The following is a 17,798-nucleotide window of genomic DNA, read 5'->3' on the forward strand; positions in this document are numbered from 1 at the left end:
TTATAATCGCAATCGTATCTCAAATGTCGCCTAATTAACTGAATAAAAATAGTCCAATTTATTGACTTCTGAGCACAAAAAAAGCTCATACAATTAGATGGCATTGAGTTAACCAATTTATAACTCATCACGTAGTCTTGTAGATTTATCATGATATAATAATAGTTATGACAAAAGAAAATTATTTTAAAGTTGGCACTATTGTCAACACTCATGGTATTCGTGGCGAAGTAAAAATTATGGCGATTACAGATTTTGCTGAAGATCGTTTTAAAAAGGGTAAGGAACTCCAAATAGAAACAAAACAAGGTTTTGTTCCGGTCAAAGTTCAGTCATCACGCTTGCACAAAAACATGTGGCTTGTGTTATTTGAAGGCGTAACAAACATCAACGATATTGAAAAATATAAAACTGATGACGTTTATGTTTACGGTGAACAAAGAGAAGCGCTTAATGATGGTGAGTACTATTATGATGAGATCATTGATAGTCGAGTTGTTGATTTGGCACAAAATGAAATTGGCGTGGTTTCTGAAATTATGACAACAGGGGCTAATGATGTTTGGATAGTTAAGCGACCCAATCAATCAGATGCTCTGATTCCCATGATAGATGATGTTGTTAAAAACGTTGATGTTGATCATAAAGTGATTACAATAGATGCACTGGAAGGATTACTAGATTAATGAGAATTGATGTTTTAAGTCTATTTCCAGATATGTTCACACCATTAAAGCAATCAATACTTGGTAAAGCCATTGATAAAGGGGCATTAGATTTTCACGTTACTGATTTTCGTGATTATACTGAAAACAAACATAACAATGTTGATGATTATCCCTTTGGCGGTGGTGCGGGAATGCTATTGATGGCACAACCAATTTTTGATGCAATGACAGCTGTTGAACATCAAGCTGGCGATAAGGGACATGTGGTGTTATTAGATCCAGCAGGTCGAAAATTTGATCATCATGTCGCTGAAGAATTAGCTCAGAAAGAACATTTAACATTTATTGCCGGACATTATGAAGGATATGATGAACGCATTCGTGAACTGGTTGATGATGAAATCTCTCTTGGCGATTATGTTTTAACAGGTGGCGAACTAGGAGCTATGGTCGTCATTGATGCGACAGCACGTTTTTTGCCTGATGTATTAGGAAACAATGTCAGTGCAGAGGAAGATTCTTTCCAAGATAATTTGCTTGAATTTCCTCAATATACGCGACCAGCTGACTTCAGAGGACGTAAAGTACCGGAAGTTCTAATGAGTGGTAATCATGCAAAAATTGCCGAATGGCGTTTGAAAGAATCATTGAGGCGCACATGGTTAAGACGGCCTGATTTACTAGAAAATCGTGAATTGACTAAAAAAGAACGCGATTTACTAGATGATGTGAAACAAGAATCTGAATAAACAATATGAACGGATTTGCAGAAATGCTACTTCGTTTTTTTAAATCTCACATATTCTTTAAAATGATTAACGTTAAGCATTTTAAATAAATTTGGTAAATTGCAAGAATTAACCGAACAATGCGAACTGCTGAAAAACCTTTCGTGGTGATTGCCAATTGAGTGTTTTCATTGGTCTTGCATTAATCCAATGATTAATTTGATCTAATTCTTTGGCGCTAACCGTCTCAATTTTTCGCTCCTTTGGTATAAATCGCCGAACGTATCGGTTTAATATCTCATTACTCCCACGTTCTTCTGGTGAGTATGGGTGCGCAAAATAGACTGAAATGCCTAGCTTTTGCTCGATTTCATCATATTTTGCAAACTCTCGTCTTCGATCAACAGTGATTGACTTAGCATTCTTGATTCCTTGAAAAAAACGAATTAAGACTGGTATCACTGCCTGACTATTGCGACCAATAACCTGCCTCACAATATGTTGCCGGCTTAATCTTTCTGTGATTGTGACAAGCACTTCACCACGTTTCTTACCCGATTGCATCGTATCAACTTCAAAGTGACCAAAATCCAGCCGTGCTTGAACACTTTTGGGTCTTGATTCAATTGAACGACCGTGAACAAATACTTGACGTCTGCCATCAGACTGACGTTTTTGACGAATACCTTTGTCAGGTAAATCAGCTAATGACAGTTTGATTCGGCCAGCATTGAGCCAATTATAAATCGTTTTGAAAGGTAACCCTAAAACATGAGCAGCAGTTTCTGGTGACCACTTTAAAATATCAATGTGCTCATTCAAAAAGGCAGCGATAGCTGGTGTTAGTGTGTGATGACGACCACGTAGATGACGTTTTTTCAATGCCAACGCATGAGTAATATCCGCTTTATAGGGCGTAACTTGATGAATTTCAACAGAGACCGTCGCAGGTGATCGGTTAATAAAACGCGCAATGGCACGAACCGAATAATTTAATTCCAGCAAAGTTTGAATGACAGTACGTTCTTGAGATGATAAACTAGTCATGAGTCGCAGTTCCTTTATGGTTGTTTTGGATAATTACCATTAAAGGCGCTACGGCTTTTTTATTCAAGTGTTCGGTTTAATTTTACAATCTACCATATTAAAAAACGCTAAAACACTAGATACGGCTATTGCATTGGGTGTTTGGGAAATAGAATAAAAAATAAGTCTTTGGAGAGATAAATGTTTAAGAAAATTGATTATAGTAATGCAGTAAGAAATGACGTTTTTCAAAATAATGTGCAAAAAAGAATTGTAGCAGTTCTTCCAGCTCATAATGAAAGAGACAGTATAAAAGATACTTTAGATAGCTTACGTAATTTGATAGTTCCTAGTGGGTTAGAGCTTGATTTGTTTGTTGCTTTGGATAATTGTACTGATGATACAGAAAACGTCTTAGAAAGCAATTCAGACGGCTTAAACGTATACTATTTAACAACTGTGGATAATAAGGAACGTAAAGTTGGTGCTTTAAATCAAATTTACCGTTTGTTCTTCGGTGATATGAGTGAAACAGCAGAACCTTTAGCAAAACAACACATTGAAGCAGTCAACAATATTGTAGCCTATCTAGGAATTGACGCTGATATTTATTTAGAAAAGCACGCATTGACTATTTTGTACGATGAAATAAACGAAAAGCATAATATTGGTGGGGTTTCTGCTAATTATACTTGTTTACTTCCAGAGTCCAAAAAGAGACTACTAAAAGATGATCCGAACGCTGATGAAAAAATCAATTCTGGAAAGTTTGGCGGATCAATAGCTAGATTTATAACCATGCAACAAAATAAAGCGTTTTCAGAGTCGACTATACAGCAAAAGCACGATGGACACCAAGCGACTATATTAGGCGGTCAAGCTACATTGTTTAGACCTGCAGCATTAAGAGAAGTTTATGATAAGTTGCGATTAAATGGTATCTATGATAACTCAACTGATACAGAAGACTTATTATTGACACAGCAATTACGTTCATTAGGTTGGCAATGCAAGATTAGTCGTAAAGCACGCTGCTATGTAGATAGCATGAAAACAATGAAATCTTATTCAGCACAGGCTTTAAAGTGGCGTGTTGGTAAATTAGACTACATGACTAAAGCTGGCATTTCTACTGCTTACTCACGGTTTAGTTGGATTGAAGAGTTAACGCTTTGGTCTAATGGGATCACAAGAATTGCATTAATTGTTTTAATACCAGCTGCTATATTATTAGGAAACTTCACTTATAATTGGATATTCTTATTACCTATATTATTCAGTATGATTTTAAACACAATTGTAGCTATCAAGACACCTAAAAAGCGTTTTATTGATGTACTGCTATCAGCAACAACAATATCATCTGAATTTGCTGTCTGGTTTGATTTTATAACTGATATAAAATCATGGCGTGAAATATCAAAGATTGAACGCAAAGACACATGGGCTTCACAGTACCAAGCTGAAAGCGGTGTATCTTCAAAATTAAGCGCTGATTGGTTATCGATTATCGTTATTGCTTTGTTGGTTGGATTAGGTCTATATTTCAAAGTAATAACACTAAATTCTGCATTGCAGACCATTAAACCATATATAAACAGCGGTTTTAACATTTTGATTTATCTGGTTATATTCAACACGGTGTTAATGGTTCGCAAATTATTTAAGATTAGAGGGGGATTTAAGGCGTGAACATTAAACAGGTAAATTGCAAGAATTAACCGAACAATGCGAACTGCTGAAAAACCTTTCGTGGTGATTGCCAATTGAGTGTTTTCATTGGTCTTGCATTAATCCAATGATTAATTTGATCTAATTCTTTGGCGCTAACCGTCTCAATTTTTCGCTCCTTTGGTATAAATCGCCGAACGTATCGGTTTAATATCTCATTACTCCCACGTTCTTCTGGTGAGTATGGGTGCGCAAAATAGACTGAAATGCCTAGCTTTTGCTCGATTTCATCATATTTTGCAAACTCTCGTCTTCGATCAACAGTGATTGACTTAGCATTCTTGATTCCTTGAAAAAAACGAATTAAGACTGGTATCACTGCCTGACTATTGCGACCAATAACCTGCCTCACAATATGTTGCCGGCTTAATCTTTCTGTGATTGTGACAAGCACTTCACCACGTTTCTTACCCGATTGCATCGTATCAACTTCAAAGTGACCAAAATCCAGCCGTGCTTGAACACTTTTGGGTCTTGATTCAATTGAACGACCGTGAACAAATACTTGACGTCTGCCATCAGACTGACGTTTTTGACGAATACCTTTGTCAGGTAAATCAGCTAATGACAGTTTGATTCGGCCAGCATTGAGCCAATTATAAATCGTTTTGAAAGGTAACCCTAAAACATGAGCAGCAGTTTCTGGTGACCACTTTAAAATATCAATGTGCTCATTCAAAAAGGCAGCGATAGCTGGTGTTAGTGTGTGATGACGACCACGTAGATGACGTTTTTTCAATGCCAACGCATGAGTAATATCCGCTTTATAGGGCGTAACTTGATGAATTTCAACAGAGACCGTCGCAGGTGATCGGTTAATAAAACGCGCGATGGCACGAACCGAATAATTCAATTCCAGCAAAGTTTGAATGACAGTACGTTCTTGAGATGATAAACTAGTCATGAGTCGCAGTTCCTTTATGGTTGTTTTGGACAATTACCATTAAAGGCGCTACGGCTTTTTTATTCAAGTGTTCGGTTTAATTTTACAATCTACCATTTATAAACTTATTTAATATTGTATTTTGTAACATGATTGTCATTTAATAATGATATGCTTGATTAATTGACGCACAAATATCAATTAATATGTTTATGTTTGAACTCAAAATATGGTAAGGTAAAATAATAACAATTATTTTTAATCTACTGTATCAGGAGGCACACAATTACAGTGTGAATAATTAATATGAAGATAGCAATTGCGGGATTTGGCGCCTTAGGTGCCCGACTTGGTGTGATGTTACAAAAAAGTGGTCATGAAGTGACTGGTATTGACGGCTGGCCAGCACACATCGCTGCAATCAATACAAATGGTTTAACTGTCATAAAAGATAATCAAGCCCCAAAAAAATACTTTGTTCCGGTCATGTCTGTTTCAGAAGTGGCTACGGCAGGGCATTTTGATTTAATTATTTTTTTGACGAAAACACCACAATTAGATCGGATGCTCAATGATATCGAGCCAATTATTGATAGACATACAAAGTTACTTGTGTTGTCTAATGGTTTAGGAAACATTGAGGTTATGGCTAAACACGTGATACGTGACCAAATTATTGCAGGGGTGACATTGTGGACATCATCATTGGTAAAACCGGGTGAAATTCATATTACAGGTAGCGGGTCAATTAAATTACAAGCATTAGATGGATCAGATGTTCAATTCATTGCTGATGCGTTAAATCAAGCAGGATTAAACGCAGAAATCACACCAGATGTTATGACCGCTATTTGGCATAAAGCGGGTATTAATGCTGTATTAAATCCACTTTCTGTTTTGTTAAATGCTAATATTGCTGAATTTGGTACCGCTGGGAATGCAATGGACATGGCACTTGGTATTTTAAATGAGATGAAACAAGTAGGTGCTTCACAAGGTATAAAAGTAGACATTCAGGCGATTATGGATGATTTGAGTCGTTTACTTAAACCAGAAAATGCCGGTAATCACTATCCTTCTATGTATCAAGATATCCAAAATGGGAAACGCACAGAAATTGATTTTCTTAATGGATATTTCTCAACAATAGGGCGACAAGAACAGATTAGTACCCCGTTTAATGATATTGTCACTAAAATGATTCATGCCAAAGAAGATATCGAACGAGCCAAGATTGCTAAAAAGCATGAAAATTTTGAAATTTGATTTTAATTATAGTATTATGAGAGAAACTGAGGTTTCTCTTTTTATTTTAGAAAAAGGAAGTAATAATAATGACACAAAATCTTGAAACAGCAATTTTTGCTGGTGGCTGCTTTTGGTGCATGGTACAGCCTTTTGACTCGTTACCTGGTATTGAAAAAGTACGTTCTGGTTATACAGGAGGACATACTGAAAATCCGACGTATGAGGAAGTGTGCTCTCATACGACAGGACATACCGAGGCTGTCAAAATATGGTTTGATCCAACTAAACTAACTTACGCTGAATTGGTTGAAATTTATTGGGAACAAACTGATCCAACGGATGCCATGGGACAGTTCCAAGATAGAGGGGATAATTATCGTCCAGTAATTTTTGTAGCTAACGACACTCAGCGTCATATAGCAGAAGCATCTAAAGCATCTCTTGAAGCATCAGGGCGATTTGACGAACCAATTGTCACAACCATTGAGGATGTAAAACCCTTCTATGAAGCAGAAGAATATCATCAAGACTTTTATAAAAAAGACCCTTCACGTGAAGCATTGACAATTGCACAAAGGAAAGCATTTCAAAAAGAAAATTGGTAATCAAACAGCATAGGCTGTTTTTTATTGGCCAATTTTCAGTGTACTGATAATTTATATGGTAAAATGAATAAGTTATAGATGATTAATAATCATCCAATTGATTTAGGAGAATGTTTACTTGATTTACGATAAAATGAGTAAACGATTAAAATAATATGCAACTTGAATTTTTAGGAACTGGCTCTGGTCAACCATCTAAATTTAGAAACGTTACAAGTATCGCTTTACGTTTGTTAGAAGAACGCAATGCAATTTGGTTATTTGATGTTGGGGAAGCAACACAGCATCAAATATTAAAAACAACCTTACGTCCCAGAAAAGTTGAAAAAATATTTATCTCTCATTTACATGGCGATCATATTTTTGGATTACCTGGATTTTTAAGCTCACGTTCATTTCAGGGCGCAGACAAAAATGAACCTTTAACAATATATGGTCCAAAAGGGGTCAAAGATTTTGTGCAAACAGCTTTGCATGTTTCTGAAACACGGTTGTCTTATCCTGTTGTGTATGTGGAGCTTACTGAAGGTGTTATATTTGAGGACAATCAATTCCGAGTTGTCACCGCAAGAATGAAACATCGTATTGAAAGCTGGGGATTTCGTGTTGAAGAAAAAGATCATCCAGGGGAATTATTAGTAGATAAATTAAAAGCAGAAAATATTCCTTCGGGTCCCTTATTCGGGCAATTAAAAGCTGGCAAACTTGTGACATTACCAGATGGTCGCACAATAGATGGGCACGATTATGTTGGTCCAGCACAGAAAGGTCGTGTTGTAACCTTTATTTTAGATACACGACCTAATGACAATATTGAGCGTTTAGCATACCATGCCGATGTATTAGTTCATGAGAGTACCTATGGTGCAACAGATGATGAAGCCAAGATGGCACGTGCTCATGCACATTCTACTAGCGTAAATGCAGCCAATAGTGCTCGTCGTGCACAAGTTGATAAACTTATTTTGACACATCTATCAGCTCGATATATCGGACCTTTAGTGAAGATATTAATCTCTGATGTTCGCAGAATTTTTAAGAACACCATTGTTGCACGAGATTTAGATTTAATAGATATACCATTTAAAAAAGAAGGTCATCATGAGCCGAAATAATTGGCACTTATTGCCACAACCTTCAGAAAAGGTTGTCAGACAATTAATGTCACAACTAAATATTAGTGAATTAACGGCAACAATTGTTGCACAAAAAGGCTTCACCACGGTAGAATCAGCGTTTGATTACTTACAACCATCTATTAAGCAATTGCATGATCCTATGCAACTTCATGATATGGAAAAAGCTTTTGAGAGATTAACTGAAGCAGCTTTTGGCGGCGAAAAAATTGTTATTTATGGTGACTATGATTTAGATGGCATTACAAGTACAGCTGTTTTAGTTGAAGCACTTGAAGTTTTAGGTGCTGATGTTGAATCCTATATTCCTGATCGATTTGTAGATGGCTATGGACCAAACCTTAATCGTTATAAAAAGCTTATTGAAGATGGGGCGCAAGTTATTGTAACCGTTGATAACGGCGTGACTGGTTATGAAGCTGTTGCTTATGCAATGTCAGTGGGGGTCGATGTTATTATTACTGACCACCACGAATTACCAGAGATACTACCGGAAGCATTTGCGATTATTCATCCTAGGCATCCCCAAAGTAACTATCCGTTTGACGATTTATCAGGTGTAGGAGTAGCTTTTAAATTAGCTCAAGCTCTATTGTCTGATGGACAACCTATTGTTGATAAAAGTGATCTGCCTATCGAGATGTTAGACTTAGTTGCTTTGGGCGAAATTGCTGATATGGTAACATTAGCAGACGAGAATAGGACATTAGTTTCATGGGGATTAAAACAAATTAGTGATAGCCCTAGACCTGGTTTGGCAGCGCTGCTGAATAATGCGGGGCAGACCAATAATCAACCTGTGACTTCGGAAACAGTTTCGTTCAAAATTGCCCCTAGATTAAATGCAGTTGGTCGTCTAGGAGATGCAACATTGGGATTGGAATTGTTGCTCACACAAGATGAAGATGAAGCCGTTAACATAGCAACGCAAGTGGAAGCAATCAATGCTCAGAGACAAGAAATTGTGGAAGAAGTATTTGGGGCGGCTAAGCAAGTTGCTTTATCTGATGCACATCAAAACGATACAATATTAGTGGTTTCAGGTGAAAACTGGCATCAAGGTATTTTGGGAATCGTAGCCAGTCGGCTTGTGGAACTTTGCCACAAACCTGTAATCGTCTTGAGTCAAATTGATAATATTTATAAAGGATCAGGTCGCTCATATGGCAACATTGATCTACATAATTTGATGGAAAACTTTCGTGATTTATTCGAGACTTTTGGTGGACATGCCAATGCGCTAGGGTTATCTATTTCACCAGAAAATTTTGAAATATTAAAAATTAGACTATCAGATATTGGCAAACTGAGTTTTTCTGATACAAAATTAGATATTAATACAAGTTTATCAATAAATGATTTATCAACAGATTCTTATGATGATCTATCATTGTTAGAACCTTTTGGTAATGGGAATTCACAGCCACAATTTAAGATTGAAAATCCTGAAATCAGTCAAGCAATAACAATGGGCAATACGAGACAACATATTAAGTTGTCGTTAAAAAACAAAATTGATGCAGTGGGCTTTAATCATCCTGAGTGGGCACAAGTGACTAATCAGACAATGTCTTTGAGCTTTGTAGCAACGCTTGGTATGAACTATTTTAGAGGGCAAAAACATTTACAATTATTGATTACTGACCTTGATTTGCCAGATCAAGAAGACAACCAGGTGCATAAACAATTTTTTGCTAAAGTGTATAAGTTTATATATGCTCACCCTGACTTGAATTTTGCGCAAAACTTGGATAAAATAGCAAAGCAGCTACAAATAACCAAAAAAGATTTAAACATCATGGTTCAAGTCTTTATTGAATTAGGATTTGTCGAAGTTAATAATGGCTTTGTGGTAATTATTCCTAATGCAGCGCAAAAGCCATTAACAACGTCAAAAACTTATCAAAAATTTTTGGCGAATCGCTAAAAATTAAAAAGAAAGTATGAGTTTGACCAACCAATCGTATTTTAAACGATATAGTGATTACTCAGAGAGAAAAAATGACTGTAGACTTACATAATTATGTTGCCACTGTGGAAAATTTTCCAGAACCAGGTGTTAGTTTTAGAGATATTTCACCATTAATGGGTGATGGTGTTGCGTACAAGCAAGCTGTTGATGAAATTGCAGTGTTTGCAAAACAATTAAATGTTGACCTAATTGCGGGACCTGAATCTCGTGGCTTTATTGTGGGATCACCATTAGCTTATGCACTAAACATTGGCTTTGTTCCCGCACGTAAAGGTGGTAAATTACCAAGAAAAGCTGTTAGTGCATCATATTCATTGGAGTACGGTGGGGAAAATGTTTTAGAAATTCACGAAGATGCTATTAAGCCTGGTCAACGCGTATTGATTGTGGATGATTTACTAGCAACCGGTGGTACAATCAACGCAACGCGAGAAATTATTGAAAAGTTGGGTGGCGTAGTTGCCGGTGTGGCATTTATCATTGAATTGGAAGCCTTACATGGTCGTGATAAGATTATGCAAGGTGAACGTGAAGTACCGATGTTATCATTGATGACCTATTAAAAAGCAAGAACAAATTTGTTCTTGCTTTTTATGTGATTAAATAAATATGATCGTCTATGGTATCAAATGAATGATAATTTTTGTTGAGTAATTCATTTTTGTTTAGTTTTGCTGATTGCCAAAATTGAGAAGAGTTAGTGTGACCAAATGGTTCACCAATAACAATGAAATCTCCAGAAAATTCGTGTTTTTTTAAATAGTTTAAAATACTGAAGTCATCATCATTAGTGTCAGGTGCCCAACTCATGATGATCACATCATACTGATATTTTTTGAGTGCCATAAGTGCCTCTTCTTGAATAACATTAGTCCATAAATTAGGGGCATTCACATCTTGACACTGCCATTTGAAGTTATCAATAGCAGTTATAGGACAGCCTAATTGACGAAGACCAGCTGAAATAAGACCATTCCCCGCCATAATTTCAAGGGTACGACGATTATTAATAAATTGTTTGAGGTCGTGAAGCCATAAATAATTTGGTACAAACCATACGCCAAATTCGGTAATGAGCAGTTGACGAAATTCTGATAATAAGTCATCTAAAGCCATTAATCTTGTATCAGCTAAAATCTGTTTTTCAGTGAAAAATAGATGATCTATTTTTTTGTTGGGTATACTATGTTGAGATAATCTATTGATAACAATTAAAGCATCATTGATCTTCTGCAGTGCATATTTGTTATCAGAGAGGGTAATCAAAAATTGTGTCAGTTTGTTTTGGAATGCTATTAGAGAAGACATTGGTCAATTATTCCTTAGAGTGCAGTTTTTGTTTATTAAAAGTTAATTTTACGCCTGGGTAGCATGGATGTCGATGGTAAGTTCAATTCTAAACTTGATATGTGTTAAAATGATAAATGTAAAATTGATTAAAATCTATGCTGTTATGTATTATTTATAATTAATATGTAGCAGCATAACTGTGTTTAATTGATAATGTGAAAAACAAAATTGTTTTAATCACAATTAGAAAGAGGTGTCTTGATGGATTGGAATCAATTTTTTGTTCCTTACCAGCAGACGGTAAAAGAACTTAAAGTGAAATTACGTGGTTTAAGAGACCAATATGAAAAAGATGGAAAAAGCTCGCCGATTGAATTCGTTACTGGGCGGGTAAAATCTAAAGATTCTATAGAAGAAAAAATAGTTCGTCGTCATCTTGAGGAATCAAGGTTAGCACTAGATCTACAGGATATTGCTGGTGTTAGGATTATGACGAAATATGTTGAAGATGTTTATAAAGTTGTTGAGTTGCTACGCGAGAGAACAGATTTTCAAATTTTAGAAGAACGTGATTATGTAATGAATGCTAAACCTTCTGGTTATCGATCATATCACATCGTCATTGAGTATCCCGTACAAATGTACAGCGGTGAAAATCGTGTGTTAGCTGAGATTCAGGTTAGGACAATTGCTATGAATGTTTGGGCAACTATTGAACACGATTTGAGATATAAACATGGCGAAGACTTACCTGAAGAAGTAGCACAACAATTAACTGTATTAGCTGAAGAGAATTTCGAGTGGGATCAAAGAGTCAGTGAGATTCGGGCTGCAGAATGAGAATAGCTATATATAACAATGATATCGATAATTCAAATGCGATTAAACAATCTTTATGTGCATTACTTGTAGAAAATAATCTCATTATTGACAATGAAAAGCCAGATATAGTAATCACTGTTGGTGGCGATGGCACCCTTCTAGGTGCTTTCAAACACTACGTTGATAGAATTGACGACATTCGGTTTGTCGGTTTACACACTGGTCATTTAGGATTTTATACTGACTGGCTTAGTTCAGAACTTGTTGAGTTGGTTATGAGTTTAAAACATGATAATGGTCAACGTGTGACTTATCCACTGTTAGACATGACAGTTATCTATAATACCAATGAGGCAAAGCACTTTTTAGCATTAAATGAGGCTGCGATTAAGCAACCAATGGGGACACTTGTTGCTGATATATTTTTAGGTGATAAATTGTTTGAAAGATTCCGTGGAGATGGTATTGCTGTTGCAACACCATCCGGTTCAACTGCATATAATAAAGCTAACGGTGGCGCTGTTTTACACCCGAAATTATCTGCCATTCAAATGTCTGAAATTGCATCGATAAATAATCGTGTATTTAGAACATTAGGCTCACCTTTAGTTGTGCCAGAGGGTCAAAAAATTATTGTCAAACCAAAAAGTGATAATTTTCTGGTGATGTATGATCAATCTGACATCAAAGATGCATCAATAAGTGAATTGAGATTTCAAGTCGCAAAAAAGCAAGTTCATTTTGCGGCATATCGACATGTTGATTTTTGGCAACGCGTACATCGCGCTTTTATTAACGATATCGATAACTAATAAAATTTAATTTAATGAGAGGAACTCGGTATGTTTTGTATATGAAAACATATCAAAATAGTCATGCAATTTACTTGGACATATTCTGGCAGCGAACAGCGTAAAGTCAGAACTTTTTTGCAAGCGCACGGTGTATCACATCGTATGTTTAGTCAAATGAAGCACAATGGCGGAGCCATTTTAAAAAACAATCAACAGGTGTACACATCTGACTATCTTGAAGATGGCGATCAGGTCACAATTATTATGCCGACTGAAAAAAGCAACGACTTGGTTGTACCTGATTATAAACCACTCAATATTATTTTTGAAAATGAGCATTGGCTGGTGGTGGACAAACCTTATGGTGTGACAACAGTACCAGGTCATGCGGATAGATTACATACCTTGGTCAATCAAGTGAAGGGGCATTTGAAAGAAATTAATGCAGAGGATCTTGTGCCGCATGTTGTAACAAGGCTAGATCGTGACACATCGGGCATTGTACTATTAGCTAAACATCGTTTTGCTCATGCTGTTATGGATCAACAACTGCAAGAACATACAGTTGAAAAATTTTATTTAGCTTATCCTAGTGGCATTATTTCGGATGATCATGGCGATATTAACGCACCCATTGGTCGTGTTGAAGGTGATTTCATTAAGCGTGAAGTCCGAGAGGATGGTAAGCCATCACGAACTGAATTTTGGGTTGAACGACGTTACGATGAAAACGGCTCTAATCCGATGACTCGTGTTAAGGTACAATTACATACTGGAAGAACGCATCAAATACGTGTGCATTTCAAAAATATAGGACATCCGCTAGTTGGTGATGATTTGTATGGTGGACCACTATGGCATGGACTAAAACGCCAAGCTTTACATGCTTATCATATGAAGTTTTATGATCCATTCATAGAAGAATACCGTGAATTTAATACGAAATTACCTGAAGATTTAAAGGGACTTCGTGACCTAATCTAACTTTGACACATTTTTAAATGGGGGGGATGACGGACATCATGATTGATAAAAATGAACAGTTGAATCAAACCATTCAACATCTATCAGATCTTATTCAGTCTGGACAAGACCAAGCTTTCACGGAAATTTTTGAAGCATTACACGAATTTGAAATGGCACAAGTTTATGTTGAATTGCCTGAACAATTTCGCAGTGTCGCATGGCGATTATTATCAAATGATGTACTAGCAAGTGTTTTTGACAATTTAGACGTTGATGAAGTAGATATTGTTGCCTTGATACAAGAATTACCACCCAAACGAGGTGCTAGTATTTTACAAGAAATGTATGCCGATAATGCTGCCGATGCTTTACAAGAAATGTCCCCCAGACTTGTCGCGACGTACTTGAGTTTGATGCCTAAATCTGAAGCTGATGCTGTTCGTAAATTGATTAACTATGAAGAGCAGACTGCGGGATCATTAATGTCAACGGAGTATTTAGGTGTTGAACAAAATCTCCATGTAGATGATGTGATGCGTTTAGTCAAAAAACAAGCACTTGAGGCTGAATCTATTAGTTATGTCTATGTTTTAGATAAGCAAGAACATTTAATGGGTGTTATTTCTTTAAGAGATTTGTTAACACATCCAGATGATTTGCCAGTTATTGACATTACAAACGAACGTATTATTAGCGTAAAAGCTGGGGATGATCAAGCCGATGTCGCTCAGATTGTTGCAGATTATAATTTCTTATCGATACCTGTTACAGATGATAATAACCGTTTATTAGGTGTGATCACTGTTGATGATATTGTTGATGTTATTGACGAGGAAGCAGTAGAAGATTATTCTGGATTGGCTGCCGTTAACGTTAGTCAGATTAATGATTCACCGTGGCACTCAGCTATTAAACGTATTCCATGGTTAATTGCATTGTTGCTATTGGGGATGACAACGGCTACTTTAATTAGTTCTTATGATGGTCTCGTAAGAAAAGCTTCCATTTTAGCTGCATTCATATCACTGATCACTGGAACTGCTGGTAACGCGGGAACACAAGCCTTAGCCTTAGCGGTTCGTAGATTAGCTGTTGGAAGCGATAAAAATGGCTGGCGAAATTTTTTCAGTGAGGTCATCGCGGGTATTTTAGTGGGTCTAGCTACTGGTATCTCTGTTTTCTCAGTTGTCGCATTATGGAAACAAAATTTAATGTTAGGTATTGCGGTTGGGTTAGCCATGACAATTGCTATTATTGTAGCCAACCTAGCAGGATATTTAATTCCGGTCGTGATTGATAAAATTGGATTTGATCCTGCGGTAGCGAGTGGACCGTTTATTACGACTTTATCTGATCTAACCTCGGTATTGATTTATTTTAATGTTGCGCAATTGTTTATCACTCATTTTATTGGTTAAATAAATCAACAGTGAGCAAAATAAAATGTTATGATAATAAAAGTTGAATAAGGATAGAGGTAATATAATGGCTTCAAGAGAAGATTTACACCGCCATAACAAATAACCGAAGCAACGTAAAAAGCATCCGATTCGTGTGACCATTTTAGTATTAATTGGATTGTTAGCATGCGCTGGTGTTGCAACAGCATCTTATGGTTATTATAAAATGAATCGTACCATAAGTAAGATGCAAAAAACTTCTGCAATGACTAAGAAGGTAGATAAAATCACTGCTTCTAAATCACCTGTATCATATTTATTGTTAGGTACAGATACTGGTGATTTAGGTCGTGATTATAAGGGTCGTACAGATACAATGATGATTATAACGATCAACCCTGATAAGAAAACAACGACTATGACATCTGTTGCTCGAGACACATTAGTTACAGTCAATGGACAGCAAATGAAGATCAATGCTGCTTATGCTTATGGCAATGCAGACTCTGCTATGGAAGCAGTTGAAAATCTATTGAATGTTAAGATTAACGGTGGTTATGTATTAGCAAACATGGGTGGGCTAATTAAAATGGTTGATGCCGTTGGTGGTGTTGATGTCGTGTCGCCATTAACATTTACAACAGAAGGTGATGATACACAAGCTGACTCTAAAAGCCAGTACAGTTTTTTCAAAGGGCAAACTTACCATATGGATGGTAGTGAGGCTTTGGCATTTTCAAGAATGCGCCATGAAGATCCTGATGGTGATTATGGACGTCAAAGGCGTCAACAATTGATCATTCAAGCTGTTCTAAAGCATTCTGCTAGTGTTGGGACGCTATTTAATGACACGTTATTAAATACTTTGTCGAACAACATTCAAACAGATGTTTCAACTAGTTCAATGAAAAACTTGGCGCTTAATTACCGTGATGCGTTCGGAAATGTGAAGCAAGATCAATTACATGGAACAACGCAAGATATGGGAGATTTAGGTTCTGTTGAAGTTATGAGTCAATCTGAAATCAATCGTGTGCATAATGCAATAACAGATGAAATGTCAAAGTAAAAAGATAACATTTAGATGTTATCTTTTTATTTGCAAAAATATACATTAAAATAAGTTATATACAGTAAAAAAGCGTATATAAACACTATATTATTGAATAAATAGTCATCAGATTGTATTATAAATGCATAGACAAACAGGTAACGGAGGTTGATAACATGACAGAAAAATTAGTACTAGCTTATTCAGGTGGACTAGATACATCAGTAGCAATTCCTTGGTTAAAAGATAAAGGGTATGATGTGATAGCAGTTGTTCTTGATGTTGGGCAGCACGGTAAGGATATGAAAGCCATTCAGGATAAAGCACTCAAAGTAGGTGCTAGTCAATCGATTGTTATTGATGCTAAAGCAGAATTTGCTGAACAATATGTTGCACCAGTGATTAAGGCAAATATGATGTATGAAGGTGAGTATCCAATGGTATCTGCGTTATCGCGTCCTTTGATCATAAAAAAATTAGTTGACATCGCACACGAAAACGAAGCTGTAGCAATTGCACATGGATCAACAGGGCATGGTAATGATCAAGTACGATTTGAAGCAGCAATACATGCCTTAGATCCTGAAATGAAAATTGAAGCACCTATTCGTGATTTCCAATGGTCTCGTGAAGAAGAAATTGAATATGCACACACGCATGATGTTCCAGTGCCAATAGATCTTGACTCACCTTATTCTATTGATGAAAACCTTTGGGGTCGTGCTAATGAAGCAGGTATTTTGGAAAACCCTTGGAACCAAGCACCTGAAGAAGCTTATGCTATAACAACAGCTATTGAAAATACACCAGATGATCCATCATTTGTTGATGTAACGTATAGTAAGGGAGTACCAGTAGCCTTAGACGGCGAAGAGATGTCATTGGCCGATCTTATTATTAAAATGAATATGATTGCTGGTTCACACGGTATTGGACGTATTGACCATATTGAAAATCGTCTAGTAGGAATTAAATCACGTGAAATATATGAAGCACCAGCAGCTGCTGTCTTAATGACCGCTCATAAAGATCTGGAAGATTTGACACTCGAACGGGATGTTGCTCATTTTAAGCCTATGATAGAACAACAACTAGCTAATCTTGTTTATGAAGCAAAATGGGTTTCACCATTATTTGATAGTCTAATGGCGTTTATTGACGACACACAAAAGAATGTTAATGGTGTGGTCAAAATGAAATTATTTAAAGGAAATGCAATTGCAGTTGCGCGTCAGTCAGACAATAACTCATTATATGATGAAGATTTAGCAACTTATACTAGTTCATCATCATTTGATCAAGAAGCAGCAGTTGGATTTATTAAATTATGGACATTAAGCAATACAGTTTACGAACAAGTGAACCATGTGCATAGTCAAAAACCAGTCAAAAAAGTTAATATATGACAATAAAAGTGGCAAATGCCACTGTACATAGTGTGGAAGGGTATGTGTAGGTTCGTCAGAATAGATACACAA

Annotated in this window: 17 protein-coding genes; 14 read left to right on the top strand and 3 right to left on the bottom strand. The window is 36.4% G+C overall.

All coding sequences use genetic code 11. The features are described 5' to 3' along the window. The first annotated feature begins 167 nt into the window (after positions 1-167). The gene (rimM, locus tag K5Q12_RS05205; RefSeq protein WP_220742653.1) at positions 168-686 is read left to right on the top strand and encodes a ribosome maturation factor RimM; all 519 of its coding nucleotides are present in this window, start codon (positions 168-170) and stop codon (positions 684-686) included. Further along, positions 686-1,417, top strand: a complete 732-nt coding sequence (gene trmD, locus K5Q12_RS05210; RefSeq protein WP_220742654.1) for a tRNA (guanosine(37)-N1)-methyltransferase TrmD — start codon at positions 686-688, stop codon at positions 1,415-1,417. Before rimM ends, trmD begins: the two co-directional genes overlap by 1 nt. A gap of 108 nt (positions 1,418-1,525) precedes the next feature. On the opposite strand, the gene K5Q12_RS05215 is transcribed toward trmD, so the two are convergent. Then, positions 1,526-2,443 (bottom strand): IS30 family transposase, encoded by a 918-nt coding sequence (locus K5Q12_RS05215; RefSeq protein WP_220742655.1) that lies wholly within the window; start codon positions 2,441-2,443, stop codon positions 1,526-1,528. Positions 2,444-2,623: 180 nt separating this feature from the next. On the opposite strand from K5Q12_RS05215, the gene K5Q12_RS05220 reads away from it, so the two are divergent. Next, positions 2,624-4,114, top strand: coding sequence for a glycosyltransferase family 2 protein (locus K5Q12_RS05220; protein WP_220742656.1), 1,491 nt, complete (start codon positions 2,624-2,626; stop codon positions 4,112-4,114). Positions 4,115-4,139: 25 nt separating this feature from the next. On the opposite strand, the gene K5Q12_RS05225 is transcribed toward K5Q12_RS05220, so the two are convergent. Further along, a complete protein-coding gene (locus K5Q12_RS05225) occupies positions 4,140-5,057 on the bottom strand; it encodes an IS30 family transposase (protein WP_220742655.1) in 918 nt (305 codons plus the stop codon). Positions 5,058-5,342: 285 nt separating this feature from the next. Here K5Q12_RS05225 and K5Q12_RS05230 point away from each other — a divergent pair, with 285 nt between their 5' ends. The 5 genes from K5Q12_RS05230 (at position 5,343) to K5Q12_RS05250 (ending at position 10,560) form a co-directional block, all read left to right on the top strand. After that, positions 5,343-6,302, top strand: coding sequence for a 2-dehydropantoate 2-reductase (locus K5Q12_RS05230; protein WP_220742657.1), 960 nt, complete (start codon positions 5,343-5,345; stop codon positions 6,300-6,302). 68 nt (positions 6,303-6,370) lie between these two features. After that, positions 6,371-6,889 carry a peptide-methionine (S)-S-oxide reductase MsrA gene (msrA, locus tag K5Q12_RS05235; protein WP_220742658.1) on the top strand — a complete coding sequence of 173 codons (519 nt, stop codon included), beginning with the start codon at positions 6,371-6,373 and terminating at the stop codon, positions 6,887-6,889. Between the two features lie 155 nt (positions 6,890-7,044). Then, positions 7,045-8,004 (top strand): ribonuclease Z, encoded by a 960-nt coding sequence (gene rnz, locus K5Q12_RS05240; protein ID WP_220742659.1) that lies wholly within the window; start codon positions 7,045-7,047, stop codon positions 8,002-8,004. Beyond that, complete coding sequence (gene recJ, locus K5Q12_RS05245) at positions 7,991-9,952, top strand: single-stranded-DNA-specific exonuclease RecJ (RefSeq protein ID WP_220742660.1); 1,962 nt, start codon at positions 7,991-7,993, stop codon at positions 9,950-9,952. Before rnz ends, recJ begins: the two co-directional genes overlap by 14 nt. Positions 9,953-10,026: 74 nt before the next feature. Continuing rightward, positions 10,027-10,560, top strand: coding sequence for an adenine phosphoribosyltransferase (locus tag K5Q12_RS05250; protein ID WP_220742661.1), 534 nt, complete (start codon positions 10,027-10,029; stop codon positions 10,558-10,560). Positions 10,561-10,588: 28 nt separating this feature from the next. Here the strand turns inward: K5Q12_RS05250 and K5Q12_RS05255 are convergent, their stop codons facing one another. After that, entirely contained in the window at positions 10,589-11,305 is a 717-nt protein-coding gene (locus tag K5Q12_RS05255; RefSeq protein ID WP_220742662.1) for a class I SAM-dependent methyltransferase, read from the bottom strand. A gap of 243 nt (positions 11,306-11,548) precedes the next feature. Between K5Q12_RS05255 and K5Q12_RS05260 the strand changes: the two genes are divergently transcribed. The 6 genes from K5Q12_RS05260 (at position 11,549) to K5Q12_RS05285 (ending at position 17,726) form a co-directional block, all read left to right on the top strand. Beyond that, positions 11,549-12,127 (top strand): GTP pyrophosphokinase, encoded by a 579-nt coding sequence (locus tag K5Q12_RS05260; protein ID WP_220742663.1) that lies wholly within the window; start codon positions 11,549-11,551, stop codon positions 12,125-12,127. Beyond that, complete coding sequence (locus K5Q12_RS05265; protein WP_220742664.1) at positions 12,124-12,921, top strand: NAD kinase; 798 nt, start codon at positions 12,124-12,126, stop codon at positions 12,919-12,921. Before K5Q12_RS05260 ends, K5Q12_RS05265 begins: the two co-directional genes overlap by 4 nt. Positions 12,922-12,984: 63 nt before the next feature. Beyond that, positions 12,985-13,887: an RluA family pseudouridine synthase gene (locus K5Q12_RS05270; protein WP_220742665.1), complete on the top strand. Its 903-nt coding sequence runs from the start codon at positions 12,985-12,987 to the stop codon at positions 13,885-13,887. 38 nt (positions 13,888-13,925) lie between these two features. Continuing rightward, positions 13,926-15,287 (top strand): magnesium transporter, encoded by a 1,362-nt coding sequence (gene mgtE, locus K5Q12_RS05275; protein WP_220742666.1) that lies wholly within the window; start codon positions 13,926-13,928, stop codon positions 15,285-15,287. Between the two features lie 130 nt (positions 15,288-15,417). Continuing rightward, positions 15,418-16,338: an LCP family protein gene (locus K5Q12_RS05280; protein ID WP_246570503.1), complete on the top strand. Its 921-nt coding sequence runs from the start codon at positions 15,418-15,420 to the stop codon at positions 16,336-16,338. A gap of 158 nt (positions 16,339-16,496) precedes the next feature. Then, entirely contained in the window at positions 16,497-17,726 is a 1,230-nt protein-coding gene (locus K5Q12_RS05285; protein WP_220742667.1) for an argininosuccinate synthase, read from the top strand. Positions 17,727-17,798: the final 72 nt, after the last annotated feature.

Origin of the sequence: Leuconostoc palmae (assembly GCF_019656075.1) — a bacterium.
Taxonomy (GTDB): domain Bacteria; phylum Bacillota; class Bacilli; order Lactobacillales; family Lactobacillaceae; genus Leuconostoc; species Leuconostoc palmae.

Coding starts and splice junctions, on each gene's coding strand:
- rimM (WP_220742653.1), top strand. CDS start 168: ATGACAAAAGAAAATTATTTTAAAGTTGGCACTATTGTCAACACTCAT.
- trmD (WP_220742654.1), top strand. CDS start 686: ATGAGAATTGATGTTTTAAGTCTATTTCCAGATATGTTCACACCATTA.
- K5Q12_RS05215 (WP_220742655.1), bottom strand. CDS start 2,443: ATGACTAGTTTATCATCTCAAGAACGTACTGTCATTCAAACTTTGCTG.
- K5Q12_RS05220 (WP_220742656.1), top strand. CDS start 2,624: ATGTTTAAGAAAATTGATTATAGTAATGCAGTAAGAAATGACGTTTTT.
- K5Q12_RS05225 (WP_220742655.1), bottom strand. CDS start 5,057: ATGACTAGTTTATCATCTCAAGAACGTACTGTCATTCAAACTTTGCTG.
- K5Q12_RS05230 (WP_220742657.1), top strand. CDS start 5,343: ATGAAGATAGCAATTGCGGGATTTGGCGCCTTAGGTGCCCGACTTGGT.
- msrA (WP_220742658.1), top strand. CDS start 6,371: ATGACACAAAATCTTGAAACAGCAATTTTTGCTGGTGGCTGCTTTTGG.
- rnz (WP_220742659.1), top strand. CDS start 7,045: ATGCAACTTGAATTTTTAGGAACTGGCTCTGGTCAACCATCTAAATTT.
- recJ (WP_220742660.1), top strand. CDS start 7,991: ATGAGCCGAAATAATTGGCACTTATTGCCACAACCTTCAGAAAAGGTT.
- K5Q12_RS05250 (WP_220742661.1), top strand. CDS start 10,027: ATGACTGTAGACTTACATAATTATGTTGCCACTGTGGAAAATTTTCCA.
- K5Q12_RS05255 (WP_220742662.1), bottom strand. CDS start 11,305: ATGTCTTCTCTAATAGCATTCCAAAACAAACTGACACAATTTTTGATT.
- K5Q12_RS05260 (WP_220742663.1), top strand. CDS start 11,549: ATGGATTGGAATCAATTTTTTGTTCCTTACCAGCAGACGGTAAAAGAA.
- K5Q12_RS05265 (WP_220742664.1), top strand. CDS start 12,124: ATGAGAATAGCTATATATAACAATGATATCGATAATTCAAATGCGATT.
- K5Q12_RS05270 (WP_220742665.1), top strand. CDS start 12,985: ATGCAATTTACTTGGACATATTCTGGCAGCGAACAGCGTAAAGTCAGA.
- mgtE (WP_220742666.1), top strand. CDS start 13,926: ATGATTGATAAAAATGAACAGTTGAATCAAACCATTCAACATCTATCA.
- K5Q12_RS05285 (WP_220742667.1), top strand. CDS start 16,497: ATGACAGAAAAATTAGTACTAGCTTATTCAGGTGGACTAGATACATCA.